The following is a 25,117-nucleotide window of genomic DNA, read 5'->3' as shown; positions in this document are numbered from 1 at the left end:
TTTAAAAAAGGATCATCAAATTCTAAACGGGTAGGGAAAAAATACAAGTTTAAAGTAATAGATGAATTAAGAAGGAAATACCCAATTGGAAAAACCTGCGCTAAACTACAAGTCTCAAGATCGGTTTTGAACTAATTCAAGCTTATCCAAATCAATGATAAATTTTCCATTCATTAAGATATCAAGCCCTATGAGTCCATTAATACCCCAATCATCTAAGTTTCCAAAATCTAGCTTCAATTCTGGTATTTCATACGTACCGAGCTTAATAAGATCAACTTGTTTTCGGAAAGAATATTCTTCACCGCCAATTCCGTACGCACTGACCAAAGGATCCCCATTTTCAAAGTAGATACCCATATCTTCAACAATGTCAGAAGAGATAAGCGTATGAGCTGCACCAGTATCAATAACTAGCTTATCTAATATCTTCGTTTTCCCTTTATAAGAAATCGCCATTTCCACTTCGAGCAAACGATTCACTAATTCTAACTTCATAATCTCATACCTCTTAAGCCTGTTGGGTTTCTCACTTCAATGACAATTTTTTCGGAACCTGTATGATAAACAATAGTATTGCCTTTTGATTTAAGTAACTCTCTTGTAGCTAATTTAGAATCCTCAATTACATTAATTAATGCAACATCCGTTACAATTTTTTTATCATCTTCTAAGTAAAAATCAAGGACATTTAGTTTCACATATTGATCTGGGTATAATCGGCAAACGTCTTCCCATTTCATTGCTTATCACTCCTTGTTTTGTATCTTATCATTACCATAGCACATTCCCATTACAACTTAAATGATTGCCTTTGTTGTAAAAAAATGAATTTAAAATCAGGTCCTATCAAACAGTTTGAGTCATTTTTGCGGTTTAACCGCAGTTGTAAAATCCCCCATGAAACATCTCGTTAAACAAGATTTATCACGGTGCACTGTGACCATACCTTATCGTTGCCATGTAAATACCTTTTTAAAATAGGAATGTATGTTCGATTACTTGAATTTTATAACTCTTGCCGTTTTTTGTCAATAGGATACTATATATCATTATTAACTTTCTGAGTACTTCGTATGAAGGGATTTGCTACTATGTTTACTGCAAAAGAAAAGCGCAGAACATTGCTAGTAAAAACTGCAGTGTTCTGCACTTATTCTCATGTTAATAGATAATGATTATTTCTATACAAGGCAAAAAACAGAACAATTACAAAGAATATTCGTTCGACAAATTCCGAGAGTTATGCAGAATTTCATAATATTTCAAAGGGAATGGGGAAACTCAAAAACTATTGCTTTCTGCACTGTCCAAAATATCAGCTCTCTCATCTGGGTATTTCGGAGCTCAATCCCTTCAACCGCTTGGTTTACGGCCCATTAGTTAACTGTCTACGCTTAAAAGTAGCGGTTTCCCGTTACTCTCCAAGACTCGCTACGAGTGAGTGGTTAGTTCTTTCTCGGCGGGAATCCCACCCGCTATATATTGCGACCTAACTCGGTCGCTCGGACGCTGTCCCCGATGTTCCATCAGTAAATTGGGACGAGGAACCTGCCCCTCATGTCCCATCAGTTGTAAATTCTATTAATCTAATAACTTTCGACAAAATTTATCATTTTTCGTGAAGTGACTGGCACCTGTACTACAATAACCAGCACACCCTCTTGTTTCACTTGTGAAACTTTCCTGTGAAACAAGTTTTTTCGGGGCGTCACTGTGACCTTACCTTTGGGGACATTGTTGCAACGAGGGGAAAGGAAATATGGCATATTGATTTCCTATATACGAGGGATGTAAAGAAGTATCCACCACAAATGGGTATGGGAAGGCAACAGCTCCTGCTAAGGTTTGGTAGGCTTGCTGTTTTCGACAAACCTATAACTAAATACTCTATAGTAATGGACATACGTGTATTAGCTGAGCAATATATTCAATTGAAACCCATTCATTTAGATATTGAGGCGAGTATCATTATTTTACGAGGAACTGATTATGAAGAATTGCATTTCTAGGAAAAAGTAAACAACACAAATAAGCCCGCCAAGCCATTATGGCCCAGCGGGTAAGTTTTATCCTCACAGATATTTATTTGCTTAAATAACCATTGGGGTGACTCTTATGCCAATTCCATGCATCAGAGATAATTTTTTCTAATAAGTCAAATTGTGGTTTCCACCCTAATACCTTTCTTGCTTTTTCCGATGAAGCAATTAGAACAGCTGGATCGCCCGCTCTTCTCTCCTTTACTTCCGCAGGAATCGGATGATTAGTCACCTTTCTTGCTACCTCAATTACTTCTTTAACTGAGTAGCCACTACCATTACCTAGATTAAAAATATCACTTGGGTTATCTTTTCTTAAATATTCTAAAGCTAAATAGTGAGCAGATGCTAAATCCATTACATGAATATAATCTCTGATACAAGTACCATCTTCTGTAGGGTAATCATCACCAAACATATAAATTTTGTCCCTCTCACCAAGTGGAACTTGTAAAATCAAAGGGATCAAATGGGTTTCCGGATCATGATCTTCTCCTATTTTTCCACTTTCATGAGCCCCTGAAGCATTAAAGTATCTCAAAGAAACATATTTAATACCGTAGCCTTGGTCAAACCACTTCATCATTTTCTCCATGGCTAGTTTTGTTTCACCATAAGTGTTCGTTGGATTGGTTTCATTTTCTTCAAGTATAGGGATTTTCTTAGGTTCACCATAAGTTGCCGCAGTTGATGAAAATACTATTCTGTTAACATTATTAACCTTCATTACATCCAGTAGACACATCATGCCATATACATTGTTATGATAATATTCAAAAGGTTTATTCATGCTTTCCCCTACTAGGGAGTTTGCCGCAAAATGGATAACCGCTTCAATATGATGTTTTTTAAAGACTTTATCTAAGGATTCCTTATTTCTTAGGTCAATTTGATAAAAATGCTCGACATCAACTGAAGCTCTATGTCCGCTCTGCAAATTATCGACAACAATAATATCTTCGCTATGATCTAAAAAATAACGAACTGTATGGGAACCGATGTATCCAGATCCACCAGTTATCAAAATTGTCATATCCTTTCCACCTCCTCATATAGCCAGGAATTTTTTACATACAATAATGCTATTAATCTCTACTAAACACATCTCTTGTATATACCTTGTCCACTACATCACGTAAATCATTAGACAAACGATTTGCAACAATTACATCTGAATCTCTCTTAAACTCTTCAAAATCATTTATCACTCTTGAATTATAGAATGTCTCTTCATGAAGTGCTGGCTCATATACAACAACTTCAATACCCTTAGCTTTAATACGTTTCATGACACCTTGAATAGCTGATTGTCTAAAGTTATCTGAATCCATTTTCATTGTAAGTCTATAGATTCCAACAATTTTTGGATCCTTCTTAATAATCATTTCAGCAATATGATCTTTTCTTGTCCTATTTGCATCAACTACCGCTGTCATTATATTATTTGGAACATCGGAATAATTAGCTAATAACTGCTTTGTATCTTTTGGTAAACAGTAACCTCCATAACCAAAGGATGGATTATTATAGTGATTTCCAATTCGTGGATCCAGACCTACCCCATCAATAATTTGCTTACTGTCTAACTCTCTTACCTCTGCATAAGAATCGAGCTCATTAAAAAATGCGACTCTCATCGCAAGGTAAGTGTTAGCAAATAGTTTTATAGCTTCTGCCTCTGTTGAATTGGTAAATAGAACAGGAATATCTTCTTTTATAGCTCCTTGAACTAATAAATCAGCAAATACCTGTGCTCTATCGGACTGTTCACCAACGATTATACGTGATGGGTATAAGTTATCGTATAAAGCCTTTCCTTCACGTAAAAATTCAGGTGAGAATATAATATTATTTGTTTCAAATTTCTCTTTTACTTTTTCTGTATATCCAACCGGGACTGTAGATTTAATTACCATTACCGCATCTGGATTAATAGATAATACATTAGCGATAACCGCTTCAACAGTTCTAGTATTAAAATAATTTTTCTCGGGATCATAATTTGTTGGTGTTGAAATAATTACATAATCTGCATCCTTATACGCCTTATAATTATCTGTAGTGGCAGTTAGGTTGAGTTCTTTTTTTGCCAAATATTCTTCTATCTCATTATCATTTATTGGCGATTTACTATTATTAATCATATCAACTTTTTCTTGAATAATATCAAGAGCAGTGACCTCATTATGTTGAGCTAGTAAAATTGCATTTGACAATCCTACATAACCTGTTCCAGCGATTGTTATTTTCATTCAATGTGCTCTCCCTACATGTATTATTATAATCCCTACAAAATTTTACAAGATGGCTCTAAATTATATTTTCATAACAATATTATAAGTCGACTATACATTATCTCTAAGTATTATAGGGCCTTCGATATAATAAACTCCATGATTATTTATTATCTTACTCTTTAAACCTTTTAACAGTAAAATATATTTTTTTATAGGAATACTTGTTTAACTTTAAAAAGTAATAAATCTTTTGAAGGTCTTTTTAATGGATGTCGTTATAATTCGTTCCTTTAAAATAAATAAAAAAGCCAAGTAAGAGAAAATACCAGTTAATATATCTCCTAATAGATTAAAATTTATTGTATGAACAACCCCAAACATTAGTAAGCCAGCACATAAAATCTTAAAAATATTTTTTCCTTCATATATATTACTTAACTTTAAAATTTTGTTCACTTTAAAAAGGCAAGTTACAAGTATAATAATTTCACCTATTAAATAAGAAATAATAGTTGAATATATTCCATAAATACTTATAGTTAATATCAAGAGTAATGTTTTTATTACTGTTGCGATAATGATAGAAAAGGTATAAAACTTTTCAAGCTTATTTGGGAATATGATTTGTTGTATAACCACATTATATAATCCAGTAGTTAGAATTAATAAAGCTGTAATCCTAAATAAGTTTTCATATTCAAGGTAACTTTCCCCAAAAAATAAACCGATAAACTGTGAACTTACAGCTTGTAGTCCAAAAAACATCCCAAAACTTAATATGCTAATAAAATTAACACTAATTGATAATGTTTTTAGAACTCCCTCTTTTTCTTTTTTCGAAGTGATATTTGAAATATACGGAAATAAAATAGTACCTACAGCTGTTATTGGAGCTACTAAAGACATTACTGATTTTAACATTTGGCTATATATTCCCAATTCAATTGTAAAATCTTTCCATTCCAAAATAATTTTATCGACATTCATATAAAGTTGAATAATAAAACCCATGAAAAAGAAAGGTAATATTTCCCTGAACTGATTAATTAATAATTTCCTATTTAACTTTGTCTTTAGAGATATTTTTAATGTGTGTATCATTTTAATAGTTAAATATAAATTTGGAATTAAAATTACTAATCCGTTTATGAGAATATAAATCCATAAATCTTTACTTTCATTTACAAAAGTAAAGATTAGAGCAGCTCCTACTAATTTAGAAAAAATATTTCTTATCATTATTTCCTTAAACTTTTCAGTTCCTGAATAATACCACGAAACTTCGAAGAAGGTAGATGAAATAAAATAAATTATTTGAATTAGGAAAATAAGATAATAATCTGAACTAAAAGTAAATATAATGTATAATAATAAAGTAAACGATGAAGCGAAAGTCCGTATTAGGAGTATATGATAGACTTCTTCTTGTAATTTATTTTGATTGTCTCTAATTCTAGCTATTTGACGAGTCGCATAGTTATTTATTCCTAAATTACCAACTATGATAAATATTCCAAGAACCGATAATGTATAGGTCTCAATACCTAAATTTTCTGGTCCTAGCACTCTTATTACGTATGGAATCAATAAAAATGGTAAAACTAATGTAACCATTTGATATATCAAATTGTATATATAATTATTAATTAACCTTTTCATTTTAGTTCCTTCTAACTTAGACAGAATTGTCTAGTTAATTACTTCTAATACTCTAGTTATTCTCAATCAAACGCATTGATTCTTCTTTCAATAATATCAACGGTGTGTTCAGGAGTATTCTCTATAAAATCCTTTTTAATATCTGTTGTATTGTAAACTTTACCTTTTTCCTTTTTAAGAAACTCAATTAAATCAGGCTTTTGAATGTCAATATTCTCCCATGTATTTAATGTCAAAACAGAAGGATACTTTTTAAAATACTGTTCTGTAATATCACTTTTACTAAAGCATAGGTTAATAATTGGTTTTCCAGTCGCGAACATTTCAAATATTTTACTAGGAACTGCATTTTGAATTGTATTAGAAATATTTATTAAAAAATCAGACCTTAACATAGAACTCCGCACAACATCCTGTAAAACCATTCCATGATTAATAATCCTTAGGTGTTTTACATCCTTATACCCGTTTAATATATCATCACAGTTGCCTTTACCATAGATATTTAGAGTAATATCTAAATTTATTTCCTTCAAGCATTCTAGTAAATATCTTGGGTTTCTATACTCCCTATCTAGAGTTCCTGCATATGTTAATACAATAGATGATTTATATTCCGGGGTGACTTCAAGCGAAGGTAAGATATGAAAGGTTGGAAAATCAATGTAATCGATCTTGTCTCTTATACTATCATATTCCCTTCCATCATATATTGATTTACCACCTTTCGCCAATAGTACAAAATCTAATTCTTTAAAAGCATTTATATCACCCTTATAACACAATTTTTTATATAACCATCTTGGCATGAAAGAAGGGCGTCTTGAGCTATTAATTAAATCTAAATAATATGCACCACATACTATATTTTTATTTTTATTTTTATTTTTAAATTTCATTATTGCTGCAATATTTGTATAGGGTTTAAAAACGCCGATAACACAATCAAACTTTTCTTTTTCATGTAATAAAGAAAGCAATTTATATATTTTATCGACCTGTAAGACATCATTATTAGGGAATTTATACAAAAAGATTGCTAGCTTTATTTTTCTAAATATACGCCATATCTTGAAAAACATTTTATTAAATATGTTTTTTGGGGAATTAGACTCCTTATTTAATATTCTGCTATATATAGAAGGGCTTATTCTATATATTGGAATGTCGTCTATTATTTCAAAAGCTTTTTCGCCCGGTCTCTTTAAACTAATACACGTTACACTATGTCCCCTTTTTTTTAATTCATCTACTATATATTTAGTATTAATTCCATTTGCAGAAGGGTTGGGTAAAAAGTGACTTGTTAGAATAAGTATTTTCTTCAATAATTAACTCTCCTCCATTAATTATTTTTTAAACCCTCTAATTGTAAAACAAACCTCATAAATTAAATTTAAATATATTATATTTTAGGAGTAATTCCCTTTCATTATCAATCTTACTTTCCATTATTTTCATACCAATTTAAATTTATAAAATATAAAATATAAATCGGTATTTAAGTTTTAATACTTATAGAACGTTTAGCGATATCAAGATATGAAAATTCCTCCATCCCCTTCTTTCCGGCAACTTCTTTCATTTCGAAATATTCACTTGTATTAAATAACAGATTTTCAATACTACTTTGAATTTCTTCTATCGAGTCCTTGAATAAAAATTTACAATTCCCTCCAACATCGACATGAGTAGTTCCTTCCCAATATTTAAAAACACATGGTAGCCCTGTTCCGACAGCTTGCTCCCATAGAACAGAATGCCTTCCTGGAAAAACAGCTAAATCTGCAGCAGAAAAATACTTATAACATTCATCAGATGGTATCCATCCGATAAATTGTATTTTATCATTATCCACTAAAGATTTTACCTCATCCTTCAAATCATTTATTACTGATCCAAAAACTATAAGCTTTACATTTTCCTTATCAATTTGCTTTACTGCTTGCATCAACAACAATGTTTGACGCTTAGCTTTATCAATCTTTCCGCCGGTTATAATTAGAAAATCATTTGGATTAATATTATACTTTTCTCTTATTTCCTTTTTTACATTACCTTTTTTGGCATCTATAACTTTCTCATCATCTGCCCCCATAACAAGCAATTCTATTTTATCTTCTGGTAATTCATATACCTTTTTAAGAAAATCAACTCTAGCTGGTAGAACACCATAAAATTTACTAGTATAAGGTTCAATTAGATGAGCACATTTCTTCCAAATAATCTTATGCAAAATATTTTTTGAAAACCAATTTGTAGCACTATTTGAAAAGTCAGCATGATTATCAACATATACTTTGACTCTTTTATTTCTTTTTAGAAACTTAGCCACAGCTGTAATATCCAAAAACTGAACACCATGTATAAAAAGAATATCTGGGTTTTCCATGTCAATAGTATTATATAGATTTTTGTATCTTTTAAATTTTGATTGAACAGTTGTATTATATCTTGATTTAATTCTTATTGTTTTAATATCATATTCATTATAGTATGTGGTCCTTTTATCGATATCTAAATTACCCTTATTATCATATATATATTGAGATGTAATAACACTAATATCATAACCAATTTTTTTATGATATTTAGGGAGTAGATTATCCTGGTATGTCCAATTATCTGTTACTGGACCACACAAGCAAATATGAGTGATTTTCATACATATTCACGCTCACTTTATAAAAATTTCATATAAATCTATTATCAACAGTTAATCCTTATGTGCTGTAGAAATAATCATCTCTATTCCATTAGCATATTATTTCACTAAAGAAACGTAGGGATAGGTCCCTTGCGCGGTATAGAGATTAGTAGGATATGTTTGCTCCTATGTCCCTTATTTATCAATACAAAGACCCAGATATGATTAACTTCGGATCTTCAATGATTGTATTAACCAAAGTATTATAACCGGGGCCATGAATCCAATATAATAAGAAAGTGAACTTAACAGATCACCTCTTAGTATAAAAAACAAGAAGCCTATACTGAATGGAAAGATTAGTTCAATAAAGGTAATATTTCTATTTTCACTATAAATACATTTTTCATACTTACTATCTCCAAACTTACACAACATAGCTAATATAACTGCAAATAATACAACTCCCAAAATACCAAAATTAATAAACCCTTCCCCAATAAATGGTAAAGAAACATTAGTGAAATTCCATCCAAAATCTTCTGCTATCATTGATCCACTTCCGATTGGCTTTGTGGGCCAAAAACTTCTGGGTATAAAAAACAATAGATTACCTAAAAGTTGGTTTCCCCAAGTTACACCATACGAATCTGCATATATAATAGTTCTGACTAACATGGAAAATGAATCAAAATCACCAGCCAAAAAAGCATCCGCTGGTTTGGCTATGTTAATTCCATTTCTTATTACTTCTACAAAAGAGTTATTCCTAAAGGTATTAATAGCAGGGAATATAACTAAAATACCGATAAATATAATAATCTTAAAGATATGAGGGTTTTTTAATTTATTTATAAGAATTATTAGTAAACCTAAGTAAACGCTAGCCATCCAAAATCTTGCAGTAGCAGTAGGGAAATTAACCAAAATCATCAGTATACTCCCTAACATAAAAGGTATTATTCTATATACATATTTGTTTTTTAGAATAAATAACAAATTCATTCCAACATATATAACTGATACCGACCTAAAAGTATTGGAAATTATTAATGCAAAACTGGATAATTCAACTTGTAATGAATTGTTAACTCTAGCAAACAAATTACTAAAGCCAGTATTAATAATTATAAATAAACTACAGAATACAGTGGCCACAAAAAATATATCCATGACAAGTCTGATATTTTTAACTTCTCGATTTTTAATAATAATTCTATTTTTAAATGCTATCTTATATATAGTTAGATACACTAATAGAAATAATAATATTATTAAATTTGTGTATATAATCTTTTCATCTGTCAATAAATAGGTATTCCACCAAGGAAATACTCCCTTAAGATACTGAATTAAAGGACTAATAAACATAAAAATAAACAAAAATAAATAAAATATATCTTTTAAACTGTATCCCACCTTTGAACTCTTAGACAATTCAAAAAGTATAATTACACCATTAATCAGAAATGAAACAATAACTATACCTTGCTTATTTATAAAATCTAAATCTAGAAAAATTGAAAAACTTCCAATTAAAGTTATACATATAAAAAAATATGTATACATAAACCTCTTAATGGTAAGTTTCTGCATTACATCAATCCCTTTACCGATATAAAGTTACATATTGCCATACAGGTTTACATACTCACGAAATTTCACATTTTTGTCAAATCTCTGGGCCCTATTTATACAATTAGTCTTATTAAAATTATTTAGTTCAAGTTTATTAATTGTTTCAATTAGCATGTCAATATTACCCTTTTCGATAACAACTCCACAATTCTTATCCAAACTTTCTATACTCCCACCAGTATTATATGTAACAACTGGTGTACCACAGGCTAACGACTCTATGTTAGTTGTTGGGAAATTATCTTCTAGTGTAGGATTAACAAATACATCTGCAGTTGAATAAATTTGAGCTAATTCTTCAATATTATTTGTTCTTGATATTCCTATGATATTATCAGGAAGATTTTTCATTTGTTTTTCTTTCAATCCTACTAAAACAATTTTACTATCGGCATTTATGTTCTTAGAAAGTTCAATAAAATATTCATAGCCTTTTCTTTGTTCCCAAATGCTTGCTACTCCTAAAATTATAAACTTATCTACTAAATTGTGCTTTTTTCTAAAATTTCCCTTTGTTGGTTTGAACGCTGTTAAATCAATTCCATTATTTATAACCTTGACAGGATACTTACTTAAAAATGATTTTTTTACCAACTCTGCAAGCCAGTTTGATGGAGTAACAATTGTTAAGTTTTTTACTCCAGTAAAAATTTCCCTTTTTCTTTTAAAATTACTTTTTGAATTGTTAATTAGTAGACTGGAAGGATAACTTCTCTTTTGAATACATTTATGATTACCTTCCACTTTATAGCATTCGCAACCACTAAAATCAAAATAGGTACAATGGCCCGTAAAAGGCCAACAATCGTGTAAAGTCCAAACAACTGGTTTATTTGCTTTCTTTAGATACTTAAACAATATTTCAATATTTAAATAGTATCCGTGTATATTATGCAAATGAATGATATCGGGATTAAGTTCTTTTACCTTTGATATAAATTCATTAGTAGCTTTTTTTGAACCAAATCCGTGCATATCAAATATTCTTGTTTTAGTAACATGTGCATATACATCAATTTTATTACCTATCCGAATAGCCGTTTCACAATTTACAGGATTATCTCTTCCATATGCAATATAACTTTCATGACCCTGTTCTTTTAAAACGGCATGAATATCAGTTGCTATTCGTCCTGTGCTTCCAATGCCACAAACAGAGTTTATTTGTAAAACCTTCACATTATTTCCCCCACACAACCCTATTTACATAATCTGTATAAGACAATATTATTCTTAACACTTTATCAGAAACATTAGGCATACTATAATCCTCAACAAGTCTTAAAGTACTTTTATCTTGTAACTCTAATATTTCAAGCCCCTGTAATATTCTTTCTTTCTTTAACCCTACCATCATAACAGTAGCCTCTTCCATTGCCTCAGGCCTTTCATGAGCTTGTCTTATGTTGAGGGCTCTAAAACCAAGAATAGAAGACTCTTCACTAATAGTTCCACTATCACTAAGCACTGCTTTCGCTTTCGTTTGAAGCTTCACATAATCATTAAAACCTAAAGGTTTCATAGATTTCACTAAAGGATTAAACTCAACCCCTTTAGCCTCAATCATTTTTCTAGTTCTCGGATGTGTACTTACTATCACAGGCAAATTATATTCTTCTGCAATTGCATTTAAACTATCAACTAAATCTAAGAAATTAATTTCTGAATTGATATTTTCTTCTCTATGAGTTGATACTACAAAGTAGTTTCCTTCTTCTAATTCTAATCTTTCCAATACATCTGAACTCTCAATGTCCTCTTTTCTAGAGTTAAGAACTTCAAACATAGGGCTACCCGTTTTAATAATTCTATCCGAAGGTAATCCTTCTCTAAGAAGATATTCTCTTGCAATATCACTATAGGTCAAATTAATATCTGACGTATGATCTACAATTTTCCTATTTGTTTCTTCTGGCACCCTTTGATCAAAGCATCTATTACCTGCTTCCATATGGAAAATTGGGATATGTCTTCTCTTTGCCGCAATGGCACATAAACAGCTATTAGTATCACCTAGCACCAATAATGCATCTGGTTTTACTTCTTCCATAATTGGATCTATTTTAACTAATATATTTCCTATAGTTTCAACTGCTGTTCCAGTAGCGGCATTAAGGAAATATTTTGGTTTTTTTAACTTAAAATCTTTAAAGAATACTTCGTTTAATTCATAATCATAATTCTGTCCAGTATGAACAAGGGTATGGTCTATAGCATTTGATTCTTCTAATTTATTAATTACAGCAGACAATCTAATGATCTCTGGTCTCGTTCCAACAACTGTCATTACTTTGAGTTTATCCATATATATCTAACTCCTAACCTCTTAGGTATATTAAAATAATTTTCTTGCAATCCTTTTTAAATTGTATAGTATAAAATCAGGCCTTCTAGATTTTGGTAAACCAAATATTTTATGAACATTTTTAGGAAGAGTATCATTCTTAATTAAGTAATTATATAGTGTTAATAAGCCCTGTTTTTTTTCACCTGGCAAGTGCCAAATGGCGACAGGGTCATTAACATAATTTGTCGACACTAGATAAAACCTCCCTGTCCAATATCTATCAATATATGCTCCCCCATCAAAAATGTTAGACATTTTGGTAGCAGCAATTGACGTGATTAATTCGTCTTCCGAGTCCTTATTTATATTAAAATTACGGATTTTAACTTTAGAATAAACTTCTTCACACTTTTCGACAAAGTTTTGTAATATATCTTTATTTCCACATATAAGTTCTCCGCCATATTGTTGGATATTCATAGAATAACCATATAACTCCTCATATACTTCTACTATATCTTTTCTAACCCTATGTGAAAAATTGTGATTAATATTAAATAACACTAAGCCATGAAAAGCCTCTTGCCACAAGTCATTATAGCTTCTTATAGTTACTGTATCTCCATCTAACAACAAATAATTATTATATTCACCTTCACTTACAATGTATTTTAAAGCACATAATTTATAGAAAGCTAGTGACCAAGTAAAATCCTTAGGCATAGTAAATTCATTAAAATCACAATGGTATATATAGATATTATTTCTAGCAAAAAGCTTACGAAAGTTTTCTGGTATTTCTTTATTAGTAACAAGTGCGACATCATCATTTGGATTTTGAATTTTAGCAGATTTTAATGCAACAAAAATGTTTTTTATATAAATATTTACAGCAGATTTTATTTCTTTCTCATTGATGTTAGGTGTAGGATTATATTCCTCCTTATATGCGAAAGCACTAAATATTAAATTACTCATATCACACCTCCAAGAAATAAGTGTCCGGTTTTTCTGGATCAAAGCATTCATTTGCCCACATTACTGTTACGAGATCACTTTCCCCTACGTTTACAATTGAGTGTGTATACCCTGTTGGAATATCTACAACCTGTAACTTTTCTCCACTTACTCTATATTCAATAATTTCTTCAGAATCTATCTTTCTAAAACGAATTAAACCTTCACCACTTACAACTAAAAACTTCTCATTTTTGGTGTGATGCCAATGATTCCCTTTTGTAATTCCTGGTTTTGATACATTTACGGAAACTTGTCCTCTTTCCGTTGTTCTCATAAATTCTGTAAAAGAACCTCTATGATCACAATTCATTTTAAGGTCATAAGAAAACTGATCTTCTGGTAAAAAGCTTAAGTAAGTACTATAGAGCTTCTTAGTTAGTGCATCTTCCATATTAGGAATGCTTAAATTTGACCTACTTTCTTTGAAGCTCTTTATAAGGTCGGCCAATTCCCCAAGTTTTATATTATGTGTTACGGGAACAACACAGAAATCTTCATGCATTGTTGGTTTTCCCTCTAAAGCACTTAAAAATTCTTCTAATACATCATCTATATAACAAAGGTTAAGCTCTGCGTCTGGATTGTTTATTTGAATATCTAAATCTCTAGCTACATTATGACAAAATGTAGCCACCACAGTATTATAATTTGGTTTACTCCACTTACCAAATAGGTTTGGAAGTCGATATACATAAACTTTTGCATCAGTTTCATAATAATAATTAAACAATAATTCCTCTCCAGCCTTCTTACTTCTTCCATAAGAATTGTCCTTTTCTGCTTGAATAGAAGAAGTAATAAGAACAGGAGCTTTGTTGTCATGTTTCTTTAGTAGTCCTAGTAATTGGGAAGTTAAACCAAAGTTACCTTCCATAAATTCATCTTCATCTTTCGGTCTGTTTACTCCAGCTAAGTGAAAGACAAAATCACATTCTTGTGTATATTTTTCAAGATGTGAAGGATCACTTTCTCTAGTAAACTCAAATATATCGTTATATCCCTCATTTTTTAGTTCAGCGATAAGGTTTTTTCCTACAAAACCGTTTGCGCCTGTTACTAGAATTTTCATAAGTCATACCACCTTTAGTTCATTACATGAACCTTTTTATTCCATTCCTTAAGCTCATTTTGCACATAGTCTAATTCAAGCAACTTTTCTTTAATTTCATCAATGCTAAGAATTTGTGTATTATCTGAATTATATTCTTCTACAGTAGTAAGTTTTTGATCTCCCTCTGCAAAATACTTATCATAGTTAAGATCTCTTTGATCGGCGGGAACTTTATAGAAACCAGGTAAGTCTTCTGCCTTTACATATTCTTCTTTTGTAAGAAGTGTTTCATAACGTTTTTCTCCATGGCGAGTTCCAATTATTTTTATATCATTATCAGCATTAAATAATTCTTTTACAGCTTGAGCAAGATCACCAATTGTACTAGCCGGAGATTTTTGAACCATAATGTCACCAGCTTCAGCATTTTGGAAAGCAAAGACAACTAACTCGACTGCCTCTTCTAAACTCATTAAAAATCTTGTCATATTAGGGTCTGTTACAGTTAACGGATGTCCGCTTTTAATTTGTTCAATGAACAACGGAATAACCGAACCGCGCGAGGCCATTACATTACCATATCTTGTACCGCAGATAAGTGTTTTTTCTGGAGAGACTGTTTTTGATTTTGCTACAAAGACCTTTTCCATCATCGCTTTTGAAATACCCATTGCATTAATTGGATAGGCTGCTTTATCAGTTGAAAGACAGATAGCTTTCTTTACCCCATACTCGATAGCGGCCGTTAGTACATTATCTGTACCCAATATATTTGTTTTTACCGCTTCTAAAGGAAAAAACTCACAAGATGGTACTTGTTTTAGTGCCGCAGCATGGAAGATATAATCCACCCCATACATAGCATTCTTAACGCTCGCTAAATCTCTTACATCTCCAAGATAGAACTTGAGCTTATCATTTTTGTAAAGTTTACGCATATCATCTTGTTTCTTTTCATCACGTGAAAAAATCCTTACTTCCCTAATATCTGTATTTAAGAATCTCTTCATAACCGCATTTCCAAAAGATCCTGTTCCACCTGTAATTAGTAACGTTTTATCTTTAAACATCTTTTTATCCCTCCAGTATTTTTTGTACCATTTTTACATATTGTTGAGTACAAATATCCTTTGTGTATTTTTCAAGGAAAACATTCCTACAATTTTCCCCCATATTCATGTGCTTTTCAATATCATCTCGGAGTTCTCTAATGGCACTAACCATTTTAGTACTATCTCCTACTTGCAAAGCGTACCCTGCATCGTTATCTATTAAATCTCTTGCTATATCAGAATTCTCACCTATAATGGCGATTACTGGCTTACTTGACATCATGTAACTGTAGGTTTTGCTTGGAACAGCTAGTCCTGTTAATCCATCCGCTAAGCTTACTATAAAACAATCACTGATATTTAGTGCATCTTGAAAGTCTTGTCCGTGTAGGAAATCAAATACACTAATATTATTTAGGTTCTCTTTCTTTACAATATTCTTTAATGATTCCATCTTAATTCCATGACCCGCAAAAACAAAATGAACATTAATATCATTTCTTAGTTGCCTAATAGCACCAACTATTGTGTCAAGTTCCTGTGCAATTCCCATATTACCAAAATAAGAAACAACAAGATTGCCGCCACTCTTTATCGAACGAAAAAGTGGATTTTTTAAAGATTCTTCAGAATTAGACATTCCTTTATCCTCATACCAGTTCGGGATTACCTGTACTTGTTCTTTAGACAGAGCGGGTCTATGTTTAAGTAGATAAGTTTTCATCTCATTTGATAAAGCGACAACTGTATTAACTCGCTTAAATATACTTTTGTTTATAAGTCTCATCATTCTACTCATTATACTGTCTTGTGAAATAGTATTTGTGACGTGAGCAATTTCAGGATAAATATCATAACTTACAAAAATCACTTTTGTTTTGAAAAAAGTATTTGCTAAAGCTGCAATAAATGGCAATACAGGTGGGTTAGAATAAACAATAATCATTTTATACTTTTTTAACTCCATAAAGCGCAAAGCAACTGCAGCAGTGAAGGAGAAATAATTTATTAATCTTCCAATAAAATTACTTCTTTTAAGCTGGATATATTTTAACCTTTTTATATCGATCCCCTTATGTGTTTCTCTTAGTGGAACTTTGTCTGCTAAGTTGTATTCCCTAGGGTAACCACATAAGACCCCAACTGTTAAACCTGTATTCCTTAGGGATAGAGCAGTATCATATGGAAGTGTAGCAGATGACACATATTCCGGGTAAAAATACTGACACAAGAACAGTACATCCTTCTTTTTTTTCATATAACCTCTTCTTTCTAAAATCACATTTCTGTAAGTTTAATAGACTCCACTAAAGAAATTTGTTCTAATCTCTCTATTTTAGAAAGATTCTTTTCGTAAACCAAGTTACCAAATACTTTATTAACGGTTTCGTTTCTCTTCATTAAGATAAATGGTAGATTCAACAACCTAGTTATCAAGATTTTCTTTCCATGTGTCTTTGCAATCAATTCAACCAAATTACTTGTATTCACATAGTCCTTATTCTGAGGGAAAAATAAACCACCACTATAATTATCAATTAAGCACTTTACAAACTCTGATAAATTATCGATATAAATCATACTGCGTTTATTGTCTATATCAGGAAAAATAGGAGTTTTTAATGCGAGTTTTGCCAATCTGGTATAATTACCTTTACAACCCTTCCCATAAATCATTGGAGGGCGTAAAATTGCAACTTTAAAAACACCATTTTCTAAATTTGTAATTAACTCTTCAGCTTCAAGTTTAGATCTTCCATAATTACTTTTGGGTTTAAGTAGCGAGTCTTTATCAATAACACCACTCTCAATTCCATAAACACTCATGGAACTTAGAAATATGAACTGTTTCACACCTTCTACCTTTGCCTTTTGAGCAACTTCGTAAGCTAAATCACGGTTCACTTTATAATAGAGATGTGCGTTTTCTTTCGTTTCCTTTATATGTGCTATCCCAGCCACATGAAACACCACATCATACTCAGAGAAGTCTTTTTCTTTCCACGAATTGTTTCTTAAACTAATCGAATCTATTGAATAACTATCAGGATAGTTTCCAAGCCATTTTTCCAGACTCATACCTACATAGCTATTTTTACCTGTAATCAGTATTTTTTTCATTTGGACATACTCTCCTTGCTACTCGCGATTTCTTTCTTCGCTGTAGTTCCGGTTCCACCTTCAACAACACCATCACTTTTGACAACACTAACGATGGTCCCAAAGAAACACTTAACATCCATCCAAAGACTAATCCTTTCAACGTACTCCCCATCCAACTTAGACTTGACCTCAATCGGAAGCTCATCACGCCCGTTAATCTGTGCCCATCCAGTCAAACCAGGAGGAACATTATTGGCTCCATACTTATCACGTTCAGCGATCAAGTCATATTGATTCCACAATGCAGGACGAGGACCAATAATACTCATCTGCCCAACAAAGATATTCCAGATTTGCGGAAGTTCATCAAGTGAAGTTTTCCTTAAGAACTTACCCATTTTAGTAATGTATTGATCCGGGTTCTCTAATAAATGAGTAGGAGTGTCCTTTGGTGTATCTATTCTCATAGTACGGAACTTCAATATATTGAAATGTGTCTTATTGATTCCAACACGCTTTTGCTTAAACAGTACCGGACCTCTTGAATCGATCTTAATAGCAATAATTAGTGTTAAAAAAATTGGTGATAATACTATAAGTCCAATTAAAGAAAGAATGATATCTATCAATCTTTTCATTTTCATATACATACCTGTAACACTCCTTATAAAGTTGTTTAGTAAGTTAGGACTTAATTGGAAATCTTCAGCCTTTCCAACCAACTACTAACCTACTAAATCTTATCTACTTCCAATAGCCACCTCGTAATATCTATTCAATCTACCAACCAAATACAAAATAGATATTCACTTCAAAATCACTCTAAACCGAGTTTCTTCCTATTATATATATCATTCAATCAATCTATAAATCTTACTAAAAAAGCCTTAAACCCTTATCCCGCAACGTTTCTAGCACTCAATCTAACTACGATACTCAGTACCTTAACTCCATTCAATATTTTTCCATATTTTAGGTTACCAAGAAGCCCGTCAAATCAACGTTTTTCTGAGTCAAAAACCCCGATTTTAACCATTTTATCTTTATATACTAACAAAATGGTACTATGTTATATAGATAAATCCCATATATTGTATAATTTCATGATTTTCCGCTGATTTCAACACAATATGTTGTGGTTATCTATTGACCATTCTTACTTCCCCTCCCCCACCCAATCCCAAACAACCCAAAAAGCTGTCAGAACCCTTCACTCATCTGACAGCCCTTATCCAAATCAAAAGTTATAAATGAGGAACTTCCCCTTCCTTATCATCAGGGTATCTACTACATTGAACTTTCCCATCAACATACTGAAATTCCCCATCCTCATAAGAGATACCACTAAACCCAACCATAAATTGAGAAAATAATGCTTCTGTATGTTCCACACCATCAATTACTAACTGCGTCTCATACATACTTTCAAGCTGAGCTGCATTCACATAACAGGTCTCTTCTTTCGCCTTTGCAATAACCCCTTGAACCGTAGGAGTAGCAATTCCAGCTACAATTCCCAGGATCGTGATAACCGCTAAAAGCTCAACCAATGTAAGACCCTTAGAATTAGAAAGAATACGTGATAGCTTTCTTCCCTTAATAGTTTCCCTTGAAAAATTTCTCATCTTCCATATTCACCTCTGGATATTTAATTAATATCCAATATGTCCAATGAGCCGCTTTAATATACTGTAATTTTCAAAAATTCAAAATTAAGGAAAATTTAATCAAATAAGCTTATTGATATCAACCTACAACTCAAAAAAGTTATAAAAATTCCTTATTTATTAGACATCTCTTTCCAACTAATCATTAACTCCGAAGGAGTACCACACTACCCAATCACTCTCGACTTCTCCATAACTTCCTTCAGATAATTAAGCAATTCCCCTCTCAACCCTTCATCCTTCAAAGCCATCTCAATCGTCGTCTTAATAAACCCAAACTTCTCCCCAACATCATACCGAGTGCCCTCAAAATCATAAGCAAACACCCGCTGGATCTGGTTTAACTTCTGAATCGCATCCGTCAACTGAATCTCCCCACCAGCACCAGTCTCCTGCTGATCAAGAATCATAAAAATCTCCGGCGTAAGAATATACCGACCCATAATCGCTAAATTGGAAGGGGCCGTTCCAGGTGCAGGCTTCTCAACAAAATTATCAACCCGATACCTTCTCCCCTCCTGAACCGAAGGTTCAACAACCCCATACCGATGCGTCTCATCATCAGGCACAGTCTGCACACCAATAACGGACGAAAAAGTTTCCTCATATTGATTCATCAGCTGCTTCAAACAAGGTGTCTCCGCCTCTACAATATCATCCCCAAGCAACACCGCAAACGGCTCATCCCCAATAAACTTCCGCGCACACCAAACCGCATGCCCAAGCCCTTTTGGCTCCTTCTGACGAATATAATGAATATCCACCTTCGAAGGTTCCTTCACCTTCGCAAGCAAATCGAACTTTTCCTTTTGAATAAGGTTCTCCTCTAATTCAAAAGAGTTATCAAAATGGTCCTCGATAGCACGCTTCCCTTTACCTGTTACAATAATAATATCCTCAATACCAGATGCAACCGCTTCCTCAACTATGTATTGAATTGTTGGTTTATCAACAATTGGCAGCATTTCCTTAGGCATTGCTTTTGTCGCTGGTAGGAAGCGCGTCCCTAATCCTGCCGCTGGTATAATCGCTTTTCTAACTTTCTTCATTGCTTTTCCCCCTTACTTCGCAACCGCAAGCACCTTATTCTTCCTCCGATTAGCCAAGTTCAAAACAAACTCACTAACCTCTTTCGTGCTCATCCCCTCAAACCGATCAATCAGAAAGCGAATCTCTTCTTCCTGCTCCAAGACTGCTTTCCCAATAAAGATCTTCGGAAACACCGCTTCTTTATGAACTTCTTTCTCCCCGAGCAATTCTTCGTACATCTTCTCTCCAGGTCGTATCCCAGAGTAATTAATCCCGATTTCTTCTATTGTATAGCCCGATAGCTGAATGAGGTTCTTCGCCAAATCAACAATCTTTACTGGCTCACCCATATCAAGCACGAATACCTCTCCACCGCGAGCAAGTGAACCCGCTTGCATAACAAGCCTCGATGCTTCTGGAATGGTCATGAAATACCTTGTCATTTCTGGATGTGTGACAGTGACTGGCCCGCCCGCTAGGATTTGCTTCTTAAATAGCGGAATGACACTTCCTCTGCTTCCTAGTACATTCCCGAATCTGACAGCAACAAATTTTGTTTCGCTATGCTTGTCCAGCTGCTGAATGATCATCTCTGCTATCCGTTTTGTCGATCCCATTACATTTGTAGGGTTGACTGCCTTGTCCGTAGAAACAAGGACAAATGTTTCCACTCGGAATGTGTCGGCTGCTTCTGCCACATTTTTTGTTCCGAAAACATTATTCTTTACAGCTTCTTTCGGATTGTATTCCATTAATGGCACATGCTTATGGGCAGCAGCGTGGTAGACTACATCTGGCTTCTGTTCTTCCATTACTTCAAAGATCCGATGGCGATCTTGTACATCTGCTATGACTGGAATGACTTCAATTCCTTCTATATGCTTATTTCTTAATTCCATATCGATTTGATAGATTGAGTTTTCTCCATGACCGACAAGAACAATTTTCTTCGGATGGAATTTACACACCTGTCTGCAAATCTCCGAACCGATTGAACCGCCTGCACCTGTAACAAGAATTGTTTTTCCTGTTAGCTTTTTCGAAATGCTTTCTGAATCGAGTTCAACTGGATCTCGTCCGAGCAAATCCTCTACTTGAACATCCCGGAACTGATTGACAGAAACCTTCCCTAGCATGACATCTTCAATCATTGGCATGACGACTGTCTTCGCCTTTGTGCCAGCACATTCTTCAAATATCCGCTTCATTTCATGCTTTTTCAATGATGGGATGGCAATAATGATCTTATCAATCTCGTATTTATCAACGATCTTTGCAATTTTCTTCGAATTTCCCACAACTGGAACGCCATGAATTTGCAGGTGGTTCTTTCGGAAATCATCATCAATAAAGGCTACCGGCTCAAGACCAGTATCCACATTATGTATGAGTTGACGGACAAGCATCGTTCCCGCTGAACCAGCCCCAATGATTAGCGCCCGCTTCGCCTCTACTTGCGGCTTGATGTAATTATCTCGATAGATCCGCCAAGAAAAACGAGAGCCGCCAATCAATAAGACATGCAGCATCCATGCAAGCATTAAGGCACGGAAATAAATATCATGGATAACCAGCTGCTGAACAAGCGCTGTTGTCATAATGGATAGACTGACTGATTTCACAATCGCAACCAGTTCACCAACACTCGCATATTCCCACGCTTTATTATAAAGACGATAGATAGAAGCAAAGAAATGATGGCTAAGTAAGAGGGTAATCGAGCTAAGCAAAACTGTTTGCGATTGTAAGATATTCATAGTCGGATGAAGGGTTAATAAGCTAACATAAATAGCCGATAGGACAATCAATGAATCTAGTAGTACTAAAAAAGTCAACCGCTTTTGATATGACACTTTCAAACCAACCTCCTTTTCATTCAAATTTACTAGTTATTAAGCACCACTAAATAATTTTTTCGGCAAAAATAAATATCTAATGGTAAAACAGGAGGATTCCTGCACTAACATTAGATATCTATTGAAATGTTTTAAGAATACATTGGGCATCTAACCCGTCCTCACACCATACCACTGACGACAGACGTCTAAGGCTAAGCTCCTAACTTCACCCACGGCATAGCCGAGTGCCTCCATAGATATCGGATTAGGAGACATTACCGGACAGGAAGCCCTGACTTCATGCTGTTACTCTTGCTGTTTGTTAGAATAGGCCTAGGAACTTTTTGTTCTTTACTCTCATTGGCGCTTCTTTATAGACGGCTTTTCCCTCAATCAGAAGCTCCGCATTTTCTGTGAAGAGATACACCATATCGACTCCATACTGTTTCTCAATTTCATCCAATCCCTCAATCATCTTGAATGAGCGATTTTGAATATTATGTGCATCAGATGAAACAAAATGGGTGAGATTTGCGTCTATTAATTGTGAGGTAAATCTCTTAATCTTTTTCCCGAAATAACCTGCCACACTTGATGCAGTGATTTGAGTGAGGGCACCTTTTTTCACCAATTGATAGAGTACGTCAGGGCGTTCAATAAGCTCTTGATTGCGTTCTGGATGGACGATGATCGGCGTTAATCCTGCCATTTGAATATCAAAAAGGAGCTGTTCTGTATAACGCGGGACATTTCCTGAGGGAAGCTCAATGAATAAATATTGTCCCCCATTCGCCAAAGTCAAGATTTCATCCTTATGATAATCTGCTAGGAGTTCACCATATATACGGGGCTCTTGGCCTGGGAGGATCGATAATGGAATCTTTTCCTTTGTTAGAAGCTTGTTTAATTCGTCTACCTTTTGCAAGATCGCTTGCTTTGGGTTTTCATAGCTTCCGTTCTTATGATGGGGAGTGGCAATGATTGTATGGATTCCTTCCTTCACTGCAGCCTTTGCTAATTCAAGACTGTCATTAAGGTCTTTGGACCCATCATCTACACCTGACAAAATATGACAATGTATATCAATCATTGCGAAACTCCCCTTTTCTTCCTTAAAATACGACAATTTCCTATTTCCATAGTAACATAGTTGTTCAAAAATGGAAACCTATTGTTAGTATTTTCTAATTCGTTCCATAATAGTAGTAGTATTGGCTATCTTTAACCTTTTTCTGGTTCAAAACTACTCCTAATAACTTCCCGTTTGCAGCTAATAATAGCTCTTTCGACTTAGCAGCTGCTTCCACTTCTGTTTTACCACTGCTTACAACTAGAATGGTCCCGTCACAAATATTCGACAGGATTTGTGCATCTGTCACTGCCAAGATAGGAGGCGTATCAAATAAAATGATATCGAACTCTTCATAAGCAGCAGACAGGAACTCCTCCATCGCCTTCGAACCTAGTAATTCAGCTGGATTGGGGGGGATTGGACCGCATGTAAGAACAAATAAATTGTCCTGCTCTGTCTTGTTTACTGCTTTTGAGAGAGAAGCTTGTTTCGTCAATACATTTGTTAAACCAAGATTATTATGAAGCTGGAAGGTATAATGAACGGTTGGCTTTCTCATATCCGCATCAATTAATAAGACCTTTTTCTCCTGTTGAGCAAATACAACGGCCAGATTCGCAACTGTCGTTGACTTCCCTTCTCCAGGTCCAGCTGAAGTAACCATTAATGAGCGGATGCTCGAATCAACTGCCGAAAACTGGATATTCGTACGAAGGGTACGAAATTGTTCAGAAACAGGTGAACGAGAATCTGTCATCGTAATTAAATTCCGTTGATTTGAAAACGTTTTTGTTTTTTTCCCTTTAAGACTCAATGGTTTCACCTCTCACTTCTGTCTTCCCTTTTGGCATGCGAGGACTCTTCTTGCTTGTTTCCATTGTTGTTATCGCCCCTAGGACAGGCAATTCCAATAATCTCTCTATATCTTGCTCACTCTTCACTGTATTATCTAGGTATTCTAATAGGAAGGACAAACCTACCCCTGCCATCAGGCCAACGACTAAGGCAATCGCAATATTCAGAAGAGGCTGCGGCTTCACTGGAGTTGGGTCTTCTTTCACTACCGCTTTCGCAAGAATGCTCACATTATCAACACTCATAATGTTCGTAATTTCCCTTTGGAATACACTTGCTGTTGTGTTGGCAATATCTGCGGCCATATAAGGATCGGGATCCTGTACAGTTATCGCCAGAACTTGTGAATCCTTCTGACTTCCAACCGTAATCTTTCCATTAAGTGCTTCTATACTTGTATCTAAATCCAATTCCTTCTGAACAAGCTCAAGAATGGCTGGACTTTTGATAATGACGTTATACGTATTAATTAATTGTAAATTCGTTTGAATTTCTGAAGGATTGTACATCGGCTGCTCACTTTTGGCCTGATTGACCAACAGCTGGGTGGATGAAGAATATACGGGTGTTAATACTAGGTAACTGATAAGGCCGCTCGCTATCGCAGCAACAAACGTAAGTGATAGAATAAGCCATATTCTCTTACGCAAGGTTTGAAACAGTTCTTTAAGGCTAATTGTCTCTTCCATTACTTCCTCCTATTTCATTAGCACTACCAAAAGCACTATATTTCTATTTGTTATTAGCAAACTATCTATCTCTTTGCTTTAGTTTATTATAACGATTTCAACTTCCGTTCTCTACCTTTTTCGACAATCTTCTACTAGTTTTGGATAACCCTCATGATATTTCCCTCTTTAGACATAAAGTCTTATTCAACCAGTTAGAACGACTATTTATTTTCATATAAAAAGACTAGC

The 25,117-nt window shown here is 33.7% G+C and carries 23 protein-coding genes; 1 reads left to right on the top strand and 22 read right to left on the bottom strand.

Features of this window, described 5'->3' with window-relative positions; genetic code table 11:
* Positions 1-114: 114 nt before the first annotated feature.
* Together ACFYKT_RS17475 and ACFYKT_RS17470 are read right to left on the bottom strand one after the other, a co-directional pair.
* Entirely contained in the window at positions 115-498 is a 384-nt protein-coding gene (locus ACFYKT_RS17475; protein ID WP_389222233.1) for a retropepsin-like aspartic protease, read from the bottom strand.
* Positions 495-743 carry a hypothetical protein gene (locus ACFYKT_RS17470; RefSeq protein ID WP_389222231.1) on the bottom strand — a complete coding sequence of 83 codons (249 nt, stop codon included), beginning with the start codon at positions 741-743 and terminating at the stop codon, positions 495-497. The genes ACFYKT_RS17475 and ACFYKT_RS17470 overlap by 4 nt, the downstream gene beginning before the upstream one ends.
* Positions 744-1,688: 945 nt before the next feature.
* On the opposite strand from ACFYKT_RS17470, the gene ACFYKT_RS17465 reads away from it, so the two are divergent.
* Positions 1,689-2,012, top strand: coding sequence for a hypothetical protein (locus ACFYKT_RS17465; RefSeq protein ID WP_389222229.1), 324 nt, complete (start codon positions 1,689-1,691; stop codon positions 2,010-2,012).
* 73 nt (positions 2,013-2,085) lie between these two features.
* Here the strand turns inward: ACFYKT_RS17465 and galE are convergent, their stop codons facing one another.
* The 20 genes from galE to ACFYKT_RS17365 form a co-directional block, all read right to left on the bottom strand.
* On the bottom strand, positions 2,086-3,075 hold the full coding sequence (galE, locus tag ACFYKT_RS17460) for a UDP-glucose 4-epimerase GalE (protein WP_389222227.1): 990 nt from the start codon (positions 3,073-3,075) through the stop codon (positions 2,086-2,088).
* Positions 3,076-3,127: 52 nt separating this feature from the next.
* Positions 3,128-4,294, bottom strand: coding sequence for a nucleotide sugar dehydrogenase (locus tag ACFYKT_RS17455; RefSeq protein WP_389222225.1), 1,167 nt, complete (start codon positions 4,292-4,294; stop codon positions 3,128-3,130).
* Positions 4,295-4,510: 216 nt separating this feature from the next.
* The gene (locus ACFYKT_RS17450) at positions 4,511-5,938 is read right to left on the bottom strand and encodes an oligosaccharide flippase family protein (RefSeq protein ID WP_389222223.1); all 1,428 of its coding nucleotides are present in this window, start codon (positions 5,936-5,938) and stop codon (positions 4,511-4,513) included.
* 62 nt (positions 5,939-6,000) lie between these two features.
* Complete coding sequence (locus ACFYKT_RS17445; RefSeq protein ID WP_389222221.1) at positions 6,001-7,266, bottom strand: hypothetical protein; 1,266 nt, start codon at positions 7,264-7,266, stop codon at positions 6,001-6,003.
* A gap of 173 nt (positions 7,267-7,439) precedes the next feature.
* Positions 7,440-8,603: a glycosyltransferase family 4 protein gene (locus tag ACFYKT_RS17440; RefSeq protein ID WP_389222219.1), complete on the bottom strand. Its 1,164-nt coding sequence runs from the start codon at positions 8,601-8,603 to the stop codon at positions 7,440-7,442.
* 207 nt (positions 8,604-8,810) lie between these two features.
* On the bottom strand, positions 8,811-10,181 hold the full coding sequence (locus ACFYKT_RS17435; RefSeq protein WP_389222217.1) for an O-antigen polymerase: 1,371 nt from the start codon (positions 10,179-10,181) through the stop codon (positions 8,811-8,813).
* A gap of 27 nt (positions 10,182-10,208) precedes the next feature.
* Positions 10,209-11,402: a glycosyltransferase gene (locus tag ACFYKT_RS17430; RefSeq protein ID WP_389222215.1), complete on the bottom strand. Its 1,194-nt coding sequence runs from the start codon at positions 11,400-11,402 to the stop codon at positions 10,209-10,211.
* Position 11,403: 1 nt separating this feature from the next.
* A complete protein-coding gene (gene wecB, locus ACFYKT_RS17425; RefSeq protein WP_389222213.1) occupies positions 11,404-12,528 on the bottom strand; it encodes a non-hydrolyzing UDP-N-acetylglucosamine 2-epimerase in 1,125 nt (374 codons plus the stop codon).
* Between the two features lie 30 nt (positions 12,529-12,558).
* A complete protein-coding gene (locus ACFYKT_RS17420) occupies positions 12,559-13,488 on the bottom strand; it encodes a hypothetical protein (protein WP_389222211.1) in 930 nt (309 codons plus the stop codon).
* A 1-nt stretch (position 13,489) separates the two neighbouring features.
* Positions 13,490-14,599, bottom strand: a complete 1,110-nt coding sequence (locus ACFYKT_RS17415; RefSeq protein ID WP_389222209.1) for a capsular polysaccharide biosynthesis protein CapF — start codon at positions 14,597-14,599, stop codon at positions 13,490-13,492.
* 14 nt (positions 14,600-14,613) lie between these two features.
* Positions 14,614-15,651, bottom strand: coding sequence for a polysaccharide biosynthesis protein (locus ACFYKT_RS17410; RefSeq protein ID WP_389222207.1), 1,038 nt, complete (start codon positions 15,649-15,651; stop codon positions 14,614-14,616).
* 4 nt (positions 15,652-15,655) lie between these two features.
* Positions 15,656-16,891 (bottom strand): glycosyltransferase family 4 protein, encoded by a 1,236-nt coding sequence (locus ACFYKT_RS17405; protein ID WP_389222205.1) that lies wholly within the window; start codon positions 16,889-16,891, stop codon positions 15,656-15,658.
* 20 nt (positions 16,892-16,911) lie between these two features.
* A complete protein-coding gene (locus tag ACFYKT_RS17400; protein WP_389222203.1) occupies positions 16,912-17,754 on the bottom strand; it encodes an NAD-dependent epimerase/dehydratase family protein in 843 nt (280 codons plus the stop codon).
* Positions 17,751-18,386 carry a sugar transferase gene (locus ACFYKT_RS17395; RefSeq protein ID WP_389222201.1) on the bottom strand — a complete coding sequence of 212 codons (636 nt, stop codon included), beginning with the start codon at positions 18,384-18,386 and terminating at the stop codon, positions 17,751-17,753. The genes ACFYKT_RS17400 and ACFYKT_RS17395 overlap by 4 nt, the downstream gene beginning before the upstream one ends.
* A 594-nt stretch (positions 18,387-18,980) precedes the next feature.
* Positions 18,981-19,361: a type II secretion system protein gene (locus ACFYKT_RS17390; protein WP_389222199.1), complete on the bottom strand. Its 381-nt coding sequence runs from the start codon at positions 19,359-19,361 to the stop codon at positions 18,981-18,983.
* A gap of 209 nt (positions 19,362-19,570) precedes the next feature.
* Positions 19,571-20,452 carry a UTP--glucose-1-phosphate uridylyltransferase GalU gene (gene galU / locus ACFYKT_RS17385; RefSeq protein ID WP_389222197.1) on the bottom strand — a complete coding sequence of 294 codons (882 nt, stop codon included), beginning with the start codon at positions 20,450-20,452 and terminating at the stop codon, positions 19,571-19,573.
* A gap of 12 nt (positions 20,453-20,464) precedes the next feature.
* Positions 20,465-22,285: a polysaccharide biosynthesis protein gene (locus ACFYKT_RS17380; protein ID WP_389222195.1), complete on the bottom strand. Its 1,821-nt coding sequence runs from the start codon at positions 22,283-22,285 to the stop codon at positions 20,465-20,467.
* A 307-nt stretch (positions 22,286-22,592) separates the two neighbouring features.
* Positions 22,593-23,360 (bottom strand): tyrosine-protein phosphatase, encoded by a 768-nt coding sequence (locus tag ACFYKT_RS17375; RefSeq protein WP_389222193.1) that lies wholly within the window; start codon positions 23,358-23,360, stop codon positions 22,593-22,595.
* A gap of 94 nt (positions 23,361-23,454) precedes the next feature.
* The gene (locus tag ACFYKT_RS17370; protein WP_389222191.1) at positions 23,455-24,156 is read right to left on the bottom strand and encodes a CpsD/CapB family tyrosine-protein kinase; all 702 of its coding nucleotides are present in this window, start codon (positions 24,154-24,156) and stop codon (positions 23,455-23,457) included.
* On the bottom strand, positions 24,146-24,886 hold the full coding sequence (locus ACFYKT_RS17365) for a YveK family protein (protein WP_389222189.1): 741 nt from the start codon (positions 24,884-24,886) through the stop codon (positions 24,146-24,148). The genes ACFYKT_RS17370 and ACFYKT_RS17365 overlap by 11 nt, the downstream gene beginning before the upstream one ends.
* Positions 24,887-25,117 lie beyond the last annotated feature (231 nt).

Source organism: Cytobacillus mangrovibacter (assembly GCF_042865275.1).
Classification (GTDB): domain Bacteria; phylum Bacillota; class Bacilli; order Bacillales; family Cytobacillaceae; genus Cytobacillus; species Cytobacillus mangrovibacter.
This window is presented reverse-complemented; position numbering and strand designations above follow the sequence as displayed.

Coding starts and splice junctions, on each gene's coding strand:
- ACFYKT_RS17475 (WP_389222233.1), bottom strand. CDS start 498: ATGAAGTTAGAATTAGTGAATCGTTTGCTCGAAGTGGAAATGGCGATT.
- ACFYKT_RS17470 (WP_389222231.1), bottom strand. CDS start 743: ATGAAATGGGAAGACGTTTGCCGATTATACCCAGATCAATATGTGAAA.
- galE (WP_389222227.1), bottom strand. CDS start 3,075: ATGACAATTTTGATAACTGGTGGATCTGGATACATCGGTTCCCATACA.
- ACFYKT_RS17455 (WP_389222225.1), bottom strand. CDS start 4,294: ATGAAAATAACAATCGCTGGAACAGGTTATGTAGGATTGTCAAATGCA.
- ACFYKT_RS17450 (WP_389222223.1), bottom strand. CDS start 5,938: ATGAAAAGGTTAATTAATAATTATATATACAATTTGATATATCAAATG.
- ACFYKT_RS17440 (WP_389222219.1), bottom strand. CDS start 8,603: ATGAAAATCACTCATATTTGCTTGTGTGGTCCAGTAACAGATAATTGG.
- ACFYKT_RS17435 (WP_389222217.1), bottom strand. CDS start 10,181: ATGCAGAAACTTACCATTAAGAGGTTTATGTATACATATTTTTTTATA.
- wecB (WP_389222213.1), bottom strand. CDS start 12,528: ATGGATAAACTCAAAGTAATGACAGTTGTTGGAACGAGACCAGAGATC.
- ACFYKT_RS17420 (WP_389222211.1), bottom strand. CDS start 13,488: ATGAGTAATTTAATATTTAGTGCTTTCGCATATAAGGAGGAATATAAT.
- ACFYKT_RS17415 (WP_389222209.1), bottom strand. CDS start 14,599: ATGAAAATTCTAGTAACAGGCGCAAACGGTTTTGTAGGAAAAAACCTT.
- ACFYKT_RS17410 (WP_389222207.1), bottom strand. CDS start 15,651: ATGTTTAAAGATAAAACGTTACTAATTACAGGTGGAACAGGATCTTTT.
- ACFYKT_RS17405 (WP_389222205.1), bottom strand. CDS start 16,891: ATGAAAAAAAAGAAGGATGTACTGTTCTTGTGTCAGTATTTTTACCCG.
- ACFYKT_RS17400 (WP_389222203.1), bottom strand. CDS start 17,754: ATGAAAAAAATACTGATTACAGGTAAAAATAGCTATGTAGGTATGAGT.
- ACFYKT_RS17395 (WP_389222201.1), bottom strand. CDS start 18,386: ATGTATATGAAAATGAAAAGATTGATAGATATCATTCTTTCTTTAATT.
- ACFYKT_RS17390 (WP_389222199.1), bottom strand. CDS start 19,361: ATGAGAAATTTTTCAAGGGAAACTATTAAGGGAAGAAAGCTATCACGT.
- galU (WP_389222197.1), bottom strand. CDS start 20,452: ATGAAGAAAGTTAGAAAAGCGATTATACCAGCGGCAGGATTAGGGACG.
- ACFYKT_RS17375 (WP_389222193.1), bottom strand. CDS start 23,360: ATGATTGATATACATTGTCATATTTTGTCAGGTGTAGATGATGGGTCC.
- ACFYKT_RS17365 (WP_389222189.1), bottom strand. CDS start 24,886: ATGGAAGAGACAATTAGCCTTAAAGAACTGTTTCAAACCTTGCGTAAG.